Annotated in this window: 15 protein-coding genes; 4 read left to right on the forward strand and 11 right to left on the reverse strand. The window is 35.3% G+C overall.

The annotated features are described in order from the left end of the window. Positions 1-23 precede the first annotated feature (23 nt). A complete protein-coding gene (locus BUB89_RS05580; RefSeq protein WP_073242767.1) occupies positions 24-452 on the reverse strand; it encodes an energy transducer TonB in 429 nt (142 codons plus the stop codon). Between the two features lie 294 nt (positions 453-746). Between BUB89_RS05580 and BUB89_RS05585 the strand changes: the two genes are divergently transcribed. Beyond that, positions 747-2,636 (forward strand): peptidase U32 family protein, encoded by a 1,890-nt coding sequence (locus BUB89_RS05585; protein WP_073242769.1) that lies wholly within the window; start codon positions 747-749, stop codon positions 2,634-2,636. Between the two features lie 268 nt (positions 2,637-2,904). Here the strand turns inward: BUB89_RS05585 and BUB89_RS05590 are convergent, their stop codons facing one another. From BUB89_RS05590 to BUB89_RS05630, 9 genes are all read right to left on the reverse strand, one after another. Further along, positions 2,905-3,228 carry a 2Fe-2S iron-sulfur cluster-binding protein gene (locus BUB89_RS05590; protein WP_073242772.1) on the reverse strand — a complete coding sequence of 108 codons (324 nt, stop codon included), beginning with the start codon at positions 3,226-3,228 and terminating at the stop codon, positions 2,905-2,907. A gap of 190 nt (positions 3,229-3,418) precedes the next feature. After that, a complete protein-coding gene (locus tag BUB89_RS05595) occupies positions 3,419-3,829 on the reverse strand; it encodes a BrxA/BrxB family bacilliredoxin (protein WP_073242774.1) in 411 nt (136 codons plus the stop codon). Positions 3,830-3,941: 112 nt separating this feature from the next. Next, positions 3,942-5,087 (reverse strand): lycopene cyclase family protein, encoded by a 1,146-nt coding sequence (locus tag BUB89_RS05600; RefSeq protein WP_073242776.1) that lies wholly within the window; start codon positions 5,085-5,087, stop codon positions 3,942-3,944. Between the two features lie 35 nt (positions 5,088-5,122). Further along, positions 5,123-5,587, reverse strand: a complete 465-nt coding sequence (locus BUB89_RS05605) for a thioredoxin family protein (protein ID WP_073242778.1) — start codon at positions 5,585-5,587, stop codon at positions 5,123-5,125. Then, positions 5,587-7,872 (reverse strand): TonB-dependent receptor, encoded by a 2,286-nt coding sequence (locus tag BUB89_RS05610; RefSeq protein ID WP_073242780.1) that lies wholly within the window; start codon positions 7,870-7,872, stop codon positions 5,587-5,589. Before BUB89_RS05610 ends, BUB89_RS05605 begins: the two co-directional genes overlap by 1 nt. Positions 7,873-8,037: 165 nt before the next feature. After that, entirely contained in the window at positions 8,038-9,252 is a 1,215-nt protein-coding gene (locus tag BUB89_RS05615) for a hypothetical protein (RefSeq protein ID WP_073242782.1), read from the reverse strand. A 352-nt stretch (positions 9,253-9,604) separates the two neighbouring features. Then, the gene (locus BUB89_RS05620) at positions 9,605-10,204 is read right to left on the reverse strand and encodes a hypothetical protein (protein WP_073242784.1); all 600 of its coding nucleotides are present in this window, start codon (positions 10,202-10,204) and stop codon (positions 9,605-9,607) included. Positions 10,205-10,236: 32 nt separating this feature from the next. Continuing rightward, the gene (locus BUB89_RS05625) at positions 10,237-12,621 is read right to left on the reverse strand and encodes a TonB-dependent receptor domain-containing protein (protein WP_073242786.1); all 2,385 of its coding nucleotides are present in this window, start codon (positions 12,619-12,621) and stop codon (positions 10,237-10,239) included. A 175-nt stretch (positions 12,622-12,796) separates the two neighbouring features. Further along, positions 12,797-13,141, reverse strand: coding sequence for a hypothetical protein (locus tag BUB89_RS05630; protein ID WP_073242788.1), 345 nt, complete (start codon positions 13,139-13,141; stop codon positions 12,797-12,799). Positions 13,142-13,291: 150 nt separating this feature from the next. Here BUB89_RS05630 and BUB89_RS05635 point away from each other — a divergent pair, with 150 nt between their 5' ends. Next, entirely contained in the window at positions 13,292-13,693 is a 402-nt protein-coding gene (locus BUB89_RS05635) for a Fur family transcriptional regulator (protein ID WP_073242790.1), read from the forward strand. Here BUB89_RS05635 and BUB89_RS05640 read toward each other — a convergent pair. Then, complete coding sequence (locus BUB89_RS05640; RefSeq protein WP_073243048.1) at positions 13,683-14,597, reverse strand: NAD(P)/FAD-dependent oxidoreductase; 915 nt, start codon at positions 14,595-14,597, stop codon at positions 13,683-13,685. The genes BUB89_RS05635 and BUB89_RS05640 overlap by 11 nt on opposite strands. 187 nt (positions 14,598-14,784) lie before the next feature. On the opposite strand from BUB89_RS05640, the gene BUB89_RS05645 reads away from it, so the two are divergent. Both BUB89_RS05645 and BUB89_RS05650 read left to right on the forward strand, forming a co-directional pair. After that, entirely contained in the window at positions 14,785-16,653 is a 1,869-nt protein-coding gene (locus BUB89_RS05645) for an Nramp family divalent metal transporter (RefSeq protein ID WP_073242792.1), read from the forward strand. A 92-nt stretch (positions 16,654-16,745) separates the two neighbouring features. Next, on the forward strand, positions 16,746-17,399 hold the full coding sequence (locus BUB89_RS05650; protein ID WP_073242794.1) for a metal-dependent transcriptional regulator: 654 nt from the start codon (positions 16,746-16,748) through the stop codon (positions 17,397-17,399). Positions 17,400-17,427: the final 28 nt, after the last annotated feature.

Genomic DNA, 17,427 nt, shown 5'->3' on the forward strand with positions numbered 1-17,427 from the left:
GATTTTATTCGTGCTTTTTTTGTTCAGGGAATTGTAATTGGCATAGCATAATTACATCTTACAATTTTATCACCTATTTTTGCAGGATTCCATCTTGGCATATTTTCTAGAACTCTTTTAGCTTCATCTCCTGTGCCATGACCAACATCTCTAAGTATATTTATATTTGATATAGTTCCGTCTTTTTCTATTACAAATGTGACATATATTTTTCCAAATATTTTTTCTCCATTTACTATTGGTGTTCTGAAATTATCTTTTATAAATTGTTCTTTTTTCACCCATCCCAGTATTTCTGGTTTTACATCTACAATTCCGAATGAGTAAATTGTATTTTCATCTCTATATTTTGGATCTCCTTTGCAACCACATACGATAACTTCTGCTTTTGTCGATTGTCCAAAAGAAATTGAGATAGAGAAGAGAAAGAGTATAAAGAATAACTTTTTCATTTATTGGAGATAAATTGTTAGAGGTTAAATATATAGAATAATTTGATTTGTAAATAAAATACCGTAAATATTCCACAATCTTGTCCTTCCGAGGAACGAGGAATCTCATCAAGTGACTCACATAACGGAGATTCCTCGTTCCTCGGAAGGACATACTAGGTGTTTATGAGTTTTATAAATAGCTGTTTTTCAATCTATTTAAATCTTAATCCCACTAAAACCCTGATTTTTTGAGAAGTATTTTATACTTTTGCACTCTGATTCCAGAAAATTTGGAATTATAGCAATGATTATATGAAAAAGAAAGTAGAAATTCTTGCTCCGGCTAAAAATTTGGTTCAGGGAATTGCGGCTATTAATGCGGGTGCAGATGCTGTGTATATTGGTGCTCCGCTTTTTGGAGCGCGTACTAATGCCACCAATTCAGTTGAAGATATTGCCGAAATGGTGAAATATGCTCATTTGTTCAAGGCGCAGGTTTTTGTGGTGATTAATACCATTTTGTACGACAACGAATTAGACGCTTGTAAAAAATTAATCTATCAATTATACGATATTGGTGTCGATGCGCTAATCGTGCAGGATATGGCGATTATGGAAATGGATTTACCTCCAATTGTCATTCACGCTAGTACTCAGGCTAATAATCGTGAGCCACAACACGTAAAATTCCTGAAAGATGTTGGGATGCAACGCGTGGTTCTGGCCAGAGAGCTGAATTTAGATCAGGTGAGAGACATTGCCGCAGCAACTGATGTGGAATTGGAATTCTTCGTTTCCGGGGCGCTTTGTGTGTCTTTTAGCGGTAATTGCTACATGAGTATCGCGGGTGGAGAACGCAGCGCTAATCGTGGTTCTTGTGCCCAAAACTGTCGTTTGCCGTACAATTTGATTGATGGTAACGGAACCACTTTATTGACCGAAAGTCATTTGCTTTCAATAAAAGATTTGGATTTAAGTGACCAATTACCCAACTTGATTGAGGCGGGAATTACTTCGTTTAAAATCGAAGGTCGTTTAAAAGATATTGTTTACGTAAAAAATAATACTTCGTTTTTAAGAAAGAAATTAGATGCTTTTTTAGAAAATAATGAAAGTTTCCAAAAAGCTTCTTCGGGAAGAACCTTTTATAATTTCGAACCGGAAATGGACAGAAGTTTCAATAGAGGCTACACGGATTATTTTGTAAACCAACGAAAAGAAAAAATAGGAAACTGGGAAAGTCCAAAATCTCAAGGACAGTATATTGGTAAAGTAACTGAAATTAAAGCCAATGGTTATGTGATTGAAAATCATGATAAGCTCAATAATGGTGATGGTTTGTTTTTTATCAATGAAGAAGGCATTGCCGATGGAGTCCAAATCAATATTATTGTGAATGATATTGTGGTGCCAAATACCTTTAAAAATATTGCTGTAGGAACTGTTATTTATCGAAATTCGGATGCAGAATTTAATCGAATTGTAGAAAAAGAAAACGCTGCGGTTAGAAAAATTGGAGTGAGTCTGCGTTTTTCAGAAACGGAGGAAGGTTTCCAATTAACTGTTGTAGATGAAGACGGACACCGAAGTGTATCGAATTTGGTTACTGAAAAAGAGCTGGCAAAAAGCGAAGAATCGGTAATCCCGAATATCACAAAAAATCTGGCAAAAACAGGAAATACACCTTTTATTGTTGATGATATCGAAGTAGAATTTACTAAGAATTGGTTCTTACCTATTTCGAAAGTGAATGAAGTACGAAGAATTGCTTTGGAACAATTGATTGATATTCGAATCAACGAATACCACAGAGAAGAATTCCAAATTACCAAAAATGATATTCCGTATCCAACCGAAAAATTGGATTTTACTTTTAATGTTTCGAATAAACTAGCCAGAGCTTTTTATAAAAGACACGGCGTAACCGAGATCGAAAAAGCATTTGAATTACAATGGGATCCCGGAAAAGCACGTGTGATGACGACCAAATATTGCGTGAAATACGAGTTGGGTAAATGTGCCCGTTTCCAGCGTGATACTATGGGAGAAAAAGTAAAAGAACCGCTAACCTTAAAACACGGTGAAACGGAATACAAACTGAAATTCAACTGTAAACCTTGTGAGATGGAAATTTGGGAAAAAGATGCCGAATTTGAAATTATCGACCAGGATGAACAATTGGATTATGTAAAAAGAAGATAATAAGCAGTTTGTCATTCCGACGAAGGAGGAATCTCATCAAGTAACTCACGCAACAATCAAGCTGAGTTTGTTGAAGCATACTGAAAAGAGAGAAATAAAAGAAAGCTGCAACAGATATTGTGGCTTTTTTTGTGTTTTTAAAAGCCACGAATTCACGAATTATTTTTTATTTTTTTACCGCAAATTCGCAAATTTCTTTTTTAAAGACTAAGTAAGGCTTGAAAATAATTTGCGAATTTGCGGTTATTTTTTCTTAGTCTGTGAGTAATTACACTTCCAAAATACTAATCTCTACATCATTCAAATCAGTGGTGATATAGATTTGGCACGAAAGGCGGATGTTTGCTTCTTCAAAACCTAATTTGGATAAGGTGGCGGGTTCATTACGTTCTTTTAGTGCTGAATTCCCTGTAATTCCGCTTGTTTTTACTACACAGGTTGCACATCTACCCACACCACCACATTCGCCAAAACTTTCCAACTGTAATTCTTCTTTGAGTAAATACATGAGATTGGGATAGCTGCCATGACGCGTTGTAATGGGAATTAGTGTTCCGTTTTCAATAACGGTAAAGTTGATGTTGTTTTTCACGTGAAGTGTTTTTTAACCGCAAAGGGCACAAAGTTTTACGCAAAGGTCGCAAGGTTTTTTTAATAAACCATTAAAGCAATTATAAATAAAAAACCACAAATTCACAGATTATAAAATTTGCGAATTTGCGGTAATTATTTTTGTGTTCTTTGTGTAAAAACTTTGTGAACTTAGTGTTTAAAACAAAGTCTTAACAATATTCGTTGTAAGCATCTTGTAAGTTCTCAGCAATCATTTCAGCCGGACGACCTTCAATATGGTGACGCTCTAACATATGAACCAATTCTCCGTTTTTGAACAAAGCCATAGATGGCGATGATGGAGGAAAAGGGAACATGTGTTGTCTTGCAGCATCAACTGCTTCTTTATCAACTCCTGCAAAAACAGTGATTAAATGATCTGGTTTTTTAGCACCTTCTAAACTCATTTTAGCTCCCGGACGTGCGTTTCTTGCAGCACAACCACAAACTGAGTTTACAACAACTAATGTTGTTCCTTCGGCTTTGATAGCGTTTTCAACATCTTGAGCACTGTGTAAATCTTGAAAACCAGCTGTAGTTAATTCAGCTTGCATTGGAGTTACCATTTCTTGTGGATACATATCTTTTGTATTTTAATTTGTAATTTTTGAATAGGCAAAGTTACGAAGAATCTATCGAACTAAATGGTTCGGATTATAAAGTTTTGTTATAGTTTGATAGTCATTTTAGAAACTATAAATAGCGTCCCGATTTGAATAATGCTTTTATAAAAAGCCTTTTAGGACATTTTAGAATGACTTTGATATCTTCGAAGAGAGTGGTTTCTTCGTCCAGAAATTTAAAAATTAAAGCAGGATTTCCATTTTTAAACATCGAAGAAAAAATGCGGGAACCCAATTCGTTTTGTCGGTCCAGAATATCCAACAAGAGCAAGTCGTAGAACCAGAATTTCGTTTTACGGTGGAATTTTCTAAAATCGGTTTCCTTTTGCAGCAAGGCAATCAATCGGGTCGAATGCTTGTCAGAATTTTTAAAAGTATAACCCGTGCTGGCTTTTGTCCATCCGCCCGCTGTACCAATGTTGAGTACGCGTTTGCTATTTTTTTTCCAAAAAGGATAGCAAGTCATAGGGATGCTGCCTTGTTCTTTTTCGATAATTTCATATTGGCTAATGCCAAGTTTCCGAATGTAATTTTCAATTTCGCTTTCGTATTCTTCGTGTTTCAAAAGTTCAGCTGAAAAAAGCGTGTATTCTAACAGCGCTTCGTTTTTAGAAACGGGTAAGATATACATGAATCTTGTATTTCCTTTTTGTTCAACCGAAAAATCCATAAAAACCGCCTGTTCCGGATTGAAAACGGCTTCTGCTGATTTTATGCTCCAGCCAATAAAATGCTGTTGTAAAACAGGAAATTTTGTTTGTTGGACTAATGCTGCTTTATTAAATATACTATTGAAAACCTGATTGCAAGTAAATTGATTATTTTCAGAAGCGACATAAACGTGATTTTCCAGTTCGTTTATATCCGTTACTTTTTCTTTTAAAAAAGTGATGTTTTCTTGTTTCGAAAGCAATTCGAAAACAAAATTGTAAAAATCCAATCCCTGAATTTTATAATACTGATACGGTTGTAAGTCTAAATTTCGATTAAAATCCGAATTGGCAAACAACGCAGAATTCCATTTTTTTGAAACGATAGAATCCCAAACGGAATTTTCTTTTTCCCAAAAACACCAGGTTCTATCGTTTGTTTTTTTCGAATTGTCATCCAACAACAAGATGCTTTTATCTTTAAATTTTCCGGATTGTACCATTTTATACACCGTCATTAAAGCGGCTAAACCGGAACCGGTAAAAATATAATCGAAGTGTTTCATAGGGTGGGAAGCGAATTCTTCTCAAAAGTAACCAATTATTTTATTTTTTGGAGAATGAGAAGTAAGTCCTTCGCATTTAGCAACGAATGCTTTTGGAAAACAATTGAAAAATCAGATTCTAAAATGGTAAGCGTGGGGTAAATTACTTCAGAATCGATAGTTGCCAAGGCTGAGGCGAGTTCATGAACTCCTGTGTTTGGACCTTGTGGTTTGAATTTGAAGCTGTGATTGTTGAAAAAAATGTCTTTTTTGCTTTCTGCGTCTAATGAAATAAAGTAAAAATCAGTGTTTAGAACCTTGATGATTTCAGGGTTTTTAAAAGTCGAATTTTCCATCATTTTGCAGATTTTGCACCAGGAAGTATGGGTAAAAACGACAAAGGGTTTAGGGTTTTTTACGGCTAATTGTTCGGCTTCTTCAAAGGTATGGATTTTCAATTGGGCAAAACCGGAGGGAATCGCCCAAAAGAAAATCAATACTATGTAAAACCATTTTTTCATTATTTCAAAGTATAACGTAATCCAAAAAAGCTTCGAATACCTTGGTTAGGACCATAAACATAACCTGGATCGAAAGTTAAAGCATACGGGTTGTATTTTGGGTCATTGGGATTAGTATTTTGCTGAACATTTCCATTACTGTCATATTCCACATTTTTATCAAAAGGATCGTTTGCTCTTGCAATAATAAACGGATTTCCTTTATTTGGTGTCCAGTTCAACAGGTTTTTTACACCAGCATAAATTTCGATGTTTTTAAATTTATTAAACGTAAACTGAATGTTCTGAATGCTCCATGTAGGCGAATACTCTTTTCTTGGATCTAAGCTGCCTAAAACAGGAAGTCGCATCGGTCCATAGAGGTTTCCGGTATAGTCAACATCAAGGAATAGTTTATTGATTCGGTACGAAATGGCCCAGGTTCCGGTGAATTTTTCCGTTAACATTTGGCGGGTTTTTATTCCGTTTTCGGTTTTGGATACATCCATATAAGTTGCTCCTACAATGACTTTTAGACCGTTTTGAAAAACCATGTCGATATTGGTACTAATTCCTTTAGTAACTGCATATCCATCTAAATTTTTATAAATAATCTGATTTGGATTGGTATCATAATCCGGTATAATCGAATTGGTAAAATGCGTGTACCAAGCCGAAGTTTCCAACCCGATAAAGTTGCCGTTGTTAGTATAAATTTTCTTTAGATAATTCAAATTGGCGTTATAAGAGCGCTCCGGTTTCAATTCTTCCAGCACAATCACATCGCGCGAACCGGTCAATGCAGCGTGTTCTTCGGTAAAGAGATTGACAATCCTGAAACCCGTTCCGGTATTGAATCGCAGAATATTATTATCGTTAATTTTACATTTATAAGCTAACCTCGGAGTAAAGATGGAACCGTGGTTTTTGTTGTAATCATAACGGGCACCCAGCAGCACTTTGTGGTTTTCATGCAATGTTATTTCGTCCTGAACAAACAAACTCGGAATCCAGTTGACATCTTCTTTTACCGTTGCAGGAGTGTTGTCGTTATAATATTGATAACGAAGTGCGGTTCCAAAAAGCAAATCATGAGTATTTATTTTTTTGTCCAAAGTCAGTTGTCCAAAACCAATACGCTGTTTAGCCAGATAAGGCATATTTCCATAAACCGAATTTTGGTCGTGGTCAGTATAAGAAAAGGAGAACAACATTTTTTCTTTTACAGGCAATTCATAAGCACCCAATAATTCCCAGCGTTTGGTATAAATACTTTCGCCATAGACTTCACTGCCGCCACGGTATTTTTTCTCCCATTGCATTTCGCCGCCCCATCGGTCTTCATAGAAAAAACGTCCCGCCATCGAGAGCAGTTTGTTGCTTTTTCGATTAAAATTCCATTTTTGGAAAACCGAAATGCGATCCTGTAAAGTTACATCGGTAAAATTATCGTTGTTATTATCAATTGGGTTGCTGTAATTGAAATAATTAACTCCGGTGAGTACCGAGGCGGTTTTGCTGACGTTTCCTTTGAAACCCAAATCAATATTCATTTCGCCCCAATCAGTAGTAAAGGCATCAGCCGAGAAAAGAGGAGCGTTCTTTGGGTTTTTAGTGATAATATTGATTAAACCACCCACAGCTTCACTTCCATATAAAGAAGAAGCCGGTCCTTTTACAATTTCTATTCGTTCTAATAAAGAATTCGGAATCCCGGATAATCCGTAAACGGTCGAAAGTCCGCTTACAATGGGCATTCCGTCAATTAAAACCAACGTATAAGGACCTTCTAATCCGTTGATATGAATATCTCCGGTGTTGCAGACATTACAGTTCAATTGTGGACGCACGCCGTTGACGTTTTGCAGAGCTTCGAAAATGTTGGCTGTTGGATTTTTTTTGAAGAAAGCAGGCTTGTAAACTTCTACAGGGACAGGACTCTCCAGACGACTCACCGGTTTTAAGGTTCCTGTTACCACCACTTCATCCAGTGTATTGTTTTCTTTTAAATTAAAATCAACGATAATTTCGGTCGAATCAGTTAGCGTAATTTTTCTTGTCTCGCTTTTATAGCCCGTGTACGAAGCTGAAATTTCATATTCACCTAAGGCAATATTTTTCAAAGTGTAAAAGCCATCAGTATCACTCGTGGTAGCTTTTTTGGCTTTTTTTAAACTAATATTAGCCAGTTGTAATGGGTTTCCATCCGACGTAATCTTACCTTTAATGCTTGCTTGAGCGAATAAAAGAGTGGGTAAAAGAAACGAAAAAGATGAAATTAGAACTAAACAAATATATTTTTTCACAACCTTTAAATTAAATTTAGGTAAATCTAAAAATAATATTTGATTAATAAAATGTATTTTTTAAAATAATTCAGAAAAACAATTATTGGAGTGGAAAGAAGCGTAGGATATGAAAAAAGGCATACAAAAATTGTACGCCTTTTTTTTCTTATTTATAGTTATGCATTAATGTCCAGCACTATTTTCATGACCAAAAATGGTAATACGATATGGCGTAGCAGAAGTTTTTATTTTGGTAATAGCCAATGTAGAAAGGCTAACCTGAAGTAATTCTCCGGTAGCTGGAGAAGTGATGTAAGCAAATCGTTCTGTTAATTCCAATTGTGGTTTTTGCGTAGCATCTTCGGCTGTTGCTGAAATAATATTGGCAGTTTTGTCTAATGATAAACTACTTAAATCATAAACTCTCATTTCACCTGAATGTAGCAATACACCCAATTTTTTATGATTATAACTTACTTTGCATTGCATAATTTTAGTGTTTTCAATGATGGGAGTGACACTATTATTAACCACATCAATAAGGAAAGCACCTTTGGCAGCAGTGTATCCTACAAACTTTCCAGCATAAGCAGTTTCTAAAATACTACCAAACCAGGCTGTTCCAAAATCAGCAGGATGCGGAATCAGTTTTTGATTGCCGTTGCTTTCTACCACAAGGATTCCACTTGCTGAACCAAAAACAGCATAAGTTCCGTCAGTTGCATTTCCGTGAATTCCCTGAGTTGCGAGTTTTGCAGCATGAACAGTTTTTCCGGTATGGTCTATAATTTTTACTTTTTCAGGAAGTGTTCCTGCAATAGAATTATCTTTTTCAGTAATAGCATAAGTCCCATTTGAAAAAGTGGCCATTGCACCGTGATGTGCTTTAAGTCCGGCATTGATGGTTGTAAACGCAGCCCCTGGACTATGTACATCTGATTCTTTAGCTACAGATAAAGTACCATCGCCATCATTAAAAGTTACTATTTCGCCTAATTTGCTTTTGAAATGGGTTGGCGAAAGTGATATTCCTGTCAAAGCTCCAAATTTTGGTGTTCCTTTTGTATCCACATGATCGCCGTGGAATTCAAATCCACTGTCGAAAGTTTCGACTGTGTTATCAGCTCTGTGAATAATTCCGGCAAATCGTCCGGATTCTGTTGTGTAAAGTGCCGATTTTGGAAACTTAGCATCAAAAAATGTTGTCGTTCCATCTACTGGATTTACAAGTGAAAGTTCGGTCGTTTTTTCATCCGAAACTAATATTCTCACATATTTGTATTCTTGATTTGTTTCTTCTGAATGGTCATCGTGGTCGTGATCATCATCATTGCTACATGACACGGCAAAAGCAGATAAAGCGAATAAAAATAATAGTTTGTTGAATTTGTTTTTCATAGGTAATGGTTTAAAAATTAATTATTTATTTTGAAAATGGGGCATAAGAAACCCTCAAGACCTTAAAAAAGGCCTTGTAGGGAATAATCGAAATCAGTTGTTTTTTATCGCTATATTCTAAAATAAACAGCTTTATTTTTAAACATATAAGTCACATAAGTCAAAATAAAAACACACTTTGACAAGTTAACAAAAGTGCAAATAAGTTGAAATTATCTTTATAAGTCTATTCCCTTTTACTTAAATGAACTTTTTGTTTTACTTATTTCATTTTTAAACCTACAGCTTATATGACTTATATGTTTTAATAAAGTAATCGACAGAATGCTGTTATTTATAGAATTGAGTCTTTTTATAAAACTGAAATAGAGAAAGTAACCTCGGCATCGGTTGAACCGGCTGCATTAGTAATGTCTCCAGTGGCAACGTTTGCTGCTGATTTATTTGGTTCGTGTCTCAAAGTAATGGTTAAAGTTCCGGAAGCCGCTCCGGTAGTTGCAAAAACAGATTGTAAACCAACAGGTTTTCCGTTTTTATCAAAATTACTAGTCGCAGTTCCGTAAGTAAAAGGATTTAATGTGCCTGTTGTTTGGTAAAAAAGTTGGTGTTCATCTCCTTCTTCTACAATTTCCGGGGTAATATCTTCGGCAGGATTAGCCAGTTCATTTTTAAAAGTGACCGTGCCATTATAGGTTTTGTTTTTTTCGAAAGGACTGGAAACTGTAATTACAGGAGCATTGGCGCCTTCGCCATCTAAATCTTTGTATTGTAAAGTTACAGCCGTTCCACCGCCTACAGGAGTGTAAATTGCCGTAACAGTAGTAATTAATTCTTCTTCATTTACCGGTGGAGGCGGAGTGTCATCATCGTTGCTACAAGAAGAAAAAGTGAGTGCCGCCACAAGTGCAAGAGCGTAAAATTTGAATTGTTTTGAGTGCTGATTTGTTTTCATTTTGTTTGAATTTAAATTAATGATATTGAGGTTTAATAATTGAATTTGAGTTGAATTTGAAAGCTTCGCCCTATTTCATCGGCAAAAAAGCGTTGTCGGTTTAAGTAATCCCGATACGAAACATTGAAAATATTCTGAACAGAAAAGGCAACAGTTGTATTCATTTTTTTGAAAGTATTGAATTTCATTTCCGAATAAAAATGCAACAAATGATAAGCTGGAGGAGGCGTGCTGATATCCACTAAAACCGATTCAAATTCGTTGTCTTTGATGATATTGGTATAAAAATTATTGTCAGGATATCGGTTTTGTTGCAGGACAATTTCACTTTTTAATTCCAGAATAAGTTGGTTCCATTCTTTTTTAGAAAAACGAATCTTGTTGTTTAAATTCAATGGCGGCATATCAATTAAAGGCTCCTTTTTGCTGTTGTCTTTTCCGTTTACATACGCCAATGAAAACGAATGTTGCCAATGATTTGTAATATTCCAATGCGTTTGAACATCAATTCCTAAAAGTAGTGCATCAGTTTGCTGATATTCCCATACAGGAAAAGCACCGCGAATGGTCGTTTCAAAACCAACAGGCTTCAAAAAAATATAATCGTGAATGTGATTGCTATAAGGATTGATTTCGAAAGAAAATTGGTCGAACTTTTTCCGGATGGTTACTGACAATTTAGTTGATTGTTCTTTTTTTAAATTTAAATCACCCAATTCAATTACGCCAGTAGAATGATGCAATCCGTCACTAAAAAACTCTGAAGGATTGGGGTTTCTCGAAGCAAAACTTACATTGGTAAAAATATCCCAACTCTTTTCCAGTTTTTTATGAAAACCGGCACTAGCCGAGATATTATGAAAAGTAAAATTAGGCTTGGTAAGCCATTGCGTTCCATAATCGCCAGCGATAAATTCAGGAAATGTTTCGTTGTAACCTCTTTCGTCCCATCTTGATTTTTGGTAATATTTGGTCGCATCCATTTTCGAAAAATCATAGCGTAAGCCACCATCTACAGAAAAACTATCCGAAAAATTATAGCTGGAAATTGCATAAGCACCAAAATCAATTTTGTCATAATTAGGAATCAACGGGCGAATTCCTGTTGCCGGATTGGCATAATTCTTTTGCGTAGCAGCACTCAATCCTGATTCAAAATTCCAGTCGTGTCCTGATTTTTTGAAATCAATATTCAGCGTATTGGTTTTTAAATCCAAATCTAAAGCCGCAGTATTTTTATAATCGCCTCTTCGTACATCATATTCTAATCTTTTGTTGAATTGAAAAGCATATTGAAACGCTATAAATGCCGATTCGTTGAGATAATAATCGAAATTGAATTTGGCAATATGATGTTGCACATCCTGTTTTGGATTTTGGATAATATACGTAAAATCATTGATTACAGACGGTACTTTATTATTAATTGATTGGTACAAATCATTCACGTTTCCGGTATGCGAAGCACTCAAAATCCCAATTACCGATTTGTAATAACTGTAAAAAGCAGTAGCATTGAATTTTTTTGCAGCATATTTTAAATCTCCCGAAAAATTAGCTTCCCGATTTCCTGTATTGGATAAAACATATGCTGCGGCTTGCTTGTCACCCATGTATTTCAGAGTCGCTAAAGCATTCCAACTCCAGCCCAAATCATTTCCTTTATGAACACTGGAACTTAGCGAGCCACCTTTTCCATTAGCATCATAGTTTACAATAGTTTTCCCAAATAGCGTGTCTTTTTTCACATTTATCGGTTCAATAATCACCAAACCACCAATAGCATCGCCGCCATATTGCAATCCCGAAGCCCCTTTTATCACGGTGATTTTGCCGGCAGCATTCACATCAAAATTGGGTGCGTGTTCCGTTCCCCATTGTTGATCTTCCAGTTTTACATTGTTGTTAATTACAGGAACTCTGCTTCCGTACAATCCGTTTATAATGGGTTTTACTACGGCATTTCCGGTTTTTAAACTCGAAATTCCCGCTACTTCTTTCAGTACATCGCCTAAAGATTTATTGCTGTATTTTTCAATAGTTTCTAACTTGATTTGCTGTTCAGCAACTGATTTAGAATTAGCATTATTTTTTTGCTGAATAACTACTTCGTGCAGTTTAGTTGTGTTTCGCTTCAGTTTAAAATCAATTTCTAAATTGCCTTGTAAATTAATAACGGTGTCAATGGATTGGTATCCAATATGTGAAATATAGATTTTTGTAATTCCATCAGGCAAATTAGTGACACGATAATTTCCTGAAGTATCGCTACTGCTGATTTTTTGACCAATATGGATATGAATATCTGAGAAGCTCACAGGCTCCTGACTTATTATTTTTCCGCTTATGGTGTTTTGCGAATAAAGGCTATTGACAAACAACATAAGCCAGAAAAAAACGAAATTTTTCTTCGACATTATCTTATTTTAAAATATGGAAAAGCGGCTCATTATGGGTCTAATACCGTTTGTTATTTCAAATTAGTCCAATAAAAATTGTTCTAAATGAAATATACAACGGCATTATACCGGAACGATTGAACTAAAAGAGAATCATTTTTTTAGGTATAAAATGAGTAGTTCTTTGAATATTTTAAAATAATGGCGGTGCCCGAAGCGCGAAAAGGCTTCCGGTAAAAAAGGAAAGATGTTGTTTAGTAAATAATGAAGTAAAAGCCTTTATTATGCTGTTTTTACAGAAAGAAAACACATAAAAATCAGTGGTAGTAAAGGAACTGAAACTAAAATCACAAGTGGCACATTTTTCAAAAATGCTGTGATTTTGATTTATTTCGTCTTTGTTATCCGAATGATGATGAGCAATTTTTTCAGCAATTTCTTCAGAATGATGTCCATAAGCATGTACCGCCTGAAACAGTATTGAGAACAATACTGCCATAGACAGAAAAACATTGATTAGGATATATTTTTTTTTCATTCTTGAAAAAGCGATAATTGATGATTTTAAAGAAAAGACAGTTTACTTCCTATTGGCTTTTCTTGTATCTTTGTTTAATGCAATTCAGTTGCAAATATAAAGATCTTATTTTTTTAAATGCAACCTTGTTGCGTTTTATTTTGTAAAAAAATGAAAACTACCCGAAATACCACCGCTAAATCGGCTATTCTGGAATTGATAAAAAATTCAGAAGTAGCGTTGTCGCATGCTGAAATTCAAAAAATGAATCAGGAATTGTGTGACAGAGTAACCATTTACAGGATTTTAGATCGTTTGGTCAATGAAGATGTCATTCATAAAATCGCTACTCCTGACGGAACCATTAAATATGCTGCCTGTAATCATAATCCTCATGAGCATCATCAGCATATTCATAATCATGTACATTTTAGTTGTGAAAAATGCCATTCGGTTACTTGTTTAGATGCTGTGAAACCATCTTATACCATTCCTGAAAATTATTTGGTTAAGGAAGTAAATTTTACGCTATCCGGTTTGTGTCCGGCGTGTGTTGAAAGCATCAGTAAATAAAATTATCGTCAATAAGTTCTTTATTAAGTGCAGCGCCAGCAAAAGAACCTGTTGCGACAGCCATTGCCACAGATCTGGCAGGTGTGTGATTATCACCGCTTGCATAAACTCCGGGCACGGTTGTTTTTTGCATAAAATCTACTTTTAACAAACCTTGTTCGTTGAGTTCACAACCCAGGATTTCAGGCAAAGGACAATGTTGTTCAAAAGCCGGTCGATGGTAAATGGCTTTTACAGCTGTTTTTTCGGAATTTTTAAAAACAATATTTTTGACATTGCCATTTTCATGTTCGAAAGATGCAATTTCGTTTTCAATTATTTCTATGTTGTTTTTTTTCAGTGTTTGCTTTTGTTCCGGTGTTAAAGTCGATTTTCCATTGGTACAAATTTTTAAATCTTTTGTCCAGTTGTAAATTAATTTTGCGTACTCAAAAGCGATTTCTCCATTAGCAATAATAACTGTTCTTTCATTTTTTACTTCATAACCATGACAATAAGGACAATGTAGTATTGAAATTCCCCAGCAATCAGTAAATCCATCTGTTTCCGGAAGTAAATCCTTAACTCCAGTGGCAAACAGGATTTTTTCAGAACTAAAAATTTTTCCTGATTTTGTGGTAATTTTAAATCCCGCATTGCTTTTTTGGGCGGCTGTTGCTAAATCATTATAAAGCTGAACGGTTTTATAAATAGCTAACTGTTTTTTGGCTTTCGCCAAAATTACAGCTGGTTTTTCGCCATCCTGAGTGATAAAATTATGGGAGTGTGGAGTTTGACTGTTGCATGGATAACCACTGTCAATAACTAAAACCTGTCGTAAAGAACGGCCTAAACTCATAGCTGCCGAAAGTCCGCTAAAACTGCCGCCAACAATAATTACTTCAAAATGGGTTTGTTCTGTCATACAATTTTTTTTAGGCTGTAAATATAAACATTTTTTTCTTAAATGCAACATTGTTGCATTTAAGAAAAATTAAAATGTCGTTTGTGTTCCGAAACGATTTGATTTAATTCGAAATTTAGACTTGGCTAAAAAAAAGATTTGATTAATGCGATTTTTCTATATATTTGCGTAATTAGTTTATAATACGATGGGAAAATCACTTGAAGAAGTACATCAGTCCGTTTCGACACAGAATAAAAAATCCGTTTTTAGAAAGATACTTGCCTTTTTTGGCCCTGCCTATCTGGTAAGTGTAGGTTATATGGATCCGGGCAACTGGGCAACGGATATTGCCGGAGGAAGCCAGTTTGGTTATTCCTTGCTTTGGGTTTTATTGATGAGTAATTTAATGGCGCTGCTTTTGCAAAGTTTAAGTGCCCGACTCGGAATTGTTACTCAACGTGATTTGGCACAGGCTTCAAGGGAAACTTATTCTAAACCGGTTAATTATATCCTTTATTTTTTAGCCGAAATTGCCATCGCAGCCTGTGATCTTGCAGAAGTATTAGGAATGGCAATCGGAATTAATTTATTGTTTGATATTCCGTTAATCGAAGGGGTTTTAATCACCGTTTTAGATACTTTTTTATTACTCTTTTTAATCAATAAAGGTATCCGAAAAATGGAAGCTTTTATTATTGTATTGGTGGCTATTATTGGTTTTTCTTTTGTTTTCGAAATGATTTTTGCCCAGCCGGAGCTTGACAAAGTGGTTTATGGATTGATTCCTTCGTTACCCACTGAGGCAGCGTTGTACATTGCTATCGGAATCATTGGAGCTACGGTTATGCCGCACAATTTGTATTTGCATTCCTCATTAGTACAAACCAGAAATTTTGACAGAAGCCCTGCCGGAATCAAGCAGGCATTGAAATACAATTTTATCGATTCTACTATTGCCTTGAATTTGGCTTTTCTGGTAAATGCGGCCATTTTAATTTTGGCAGCAGCCACATTTTACAGGAACGGAATGTTTGAAGTAGCTGAAATTCAGGATGCCCATAAATTTTTACAACCGCTTTTAGGGACTAAATGGGCACCTATTTTATTTGCTGTAGCCTTGATTGCTGCGGGACAAAGTTCGACCATAACAGGAACTTTGGCTGGGCAAATTGTAATGGAAGGTTATTTGAATTTAAGAATCCAACCATGGGTACGAAGAATCATTACCCGATTAATTGCCATTGTTCCCGCCGTAATTGTGATTTTGATTTATGGCGAAAGCGTCACCGGAAAATTACTGATTTTAAGTCAGGTGATTTTGAGTTTACAGCTTGGTTTTGCTATTATTCCGTTGATTCATTTTGTGAGTGATAAAACAAAAATGAAAGGATTTCAGGTTTCCAGAATCACTCAAATTGCTGCCTGGATTATCGCTACGATTATTGTTTCGTTGAATGCTAAATTAGTTTACAACGAAATTACCGGATGGCTTGAAATTTCAGAAAACCCAATTGTACTTTGGCTTACTGTTGTTCCATTGGCTTTTTTCTTTTTAGGATTGTTACTCTATATTGTCTTTAAACCTTTTATTACCAAAGCAAAAACCGATATTCAAAATCACTCGCCACACCATTTGAAACTGCATTTTTCAAAATCAGAAAGTTACTCTAAAAAGAATATTGCGGTTTCAGTTGATTTTTCTTCTGCTGATGAAATTGCATTGAGCAGTGCTTTTGAATTGGGAGGAATGGATGCCAAATATACTTTGATTCACGTGGTGGAAACTGTAGGAGCCATGGTTTATGGTGAAAATATTGATGATCATGAAACTTTAATCGACGAGAAATTGTTGCTGCAATACAAAGAAATGCTTTCGAAAAAAGGATTTAATGTAATGACCGAACTGGGATTTGGTAAGCCTAATAAAGTAATCCCGGAAATTGTAAATAAGGGAGCATTTGATGTTTTAGTAATGGGAACCCATGGTCATACAGGACTCAAAGATTTGATTTTTGGTACAACCGTAGATAAACTCCGTCATAAAATTTCGATACCTTTGTTGATTGTTAAATAAAGTGGCGGAGATACTGAGTTGCTAAGTTTCTGAGGTTTTGTCCTTAGCTTCTTAGCAACTCAGAACCTTAGTAACTTAGAACCTCAAAAAAAATGACTTTTTCAGAAGAAAATTATCTTAAATCCATCTACCATCTTACTGTAGTTTCCAGTTCGGGAGTAAGTACGAATGCTATTGCCGAAGTAATGGAAACCAAAGCTTCGTCAGTTACTGATATGCTTAAAAAGCTGGCCGAGAAAGATCTGGTTCATTATAAAAAATACCAAGGTGTAAGTCTTACCGAAAAAGGAAAACTGGAAGCTAAAATGATTGTTAGAAAACATCGTTTATGGGAAGTTTTTTTAGTAGAGAAGCTTGATTTTTCCTGGGATGAGGTTCATGATATTGCAGAGCAGTTAGAGCATATAAAATCAGAGAAACTGATTAATAAACTGGATGATTTTCTGGGAAATCCTACCGAAGATCCGCATGGTGATCCTATTCCTAATGCACAGGGACTGCTGCCTAAAATAGAAAAACAATTACTTTCAGATTTGGTCGAAAGCCAAAAAGGAATTTGTGTTGGTGTAAAAGATACTTCTTCGGAGTTTTTAAAATATCTGGACAAACAACAAATTGCTCTGGGTTCTACAATCGAAATTATTTCCAAAGAAACTTTCGATCTTTCCCTTCGCATAAAAGTGGATGACAAGCCATTGAATATTTCGAATAAAATAGCCAGTAATCTTTATGTGAAGTTGTTTTAACTAATAATTTTTTAATTTGCGAATTTGC

The sequence above is a fragment of the Flavobacterium flevense genome, assembly GCF_900142775.1.
In the GTDB taxonomy this organism is placed as follows: Bacteria; Bacteroidota; Bacteroidia; order Flavobacteriales; family Flavobacteriaceae; genus Flavobacterium; species Flavobacterium flevense.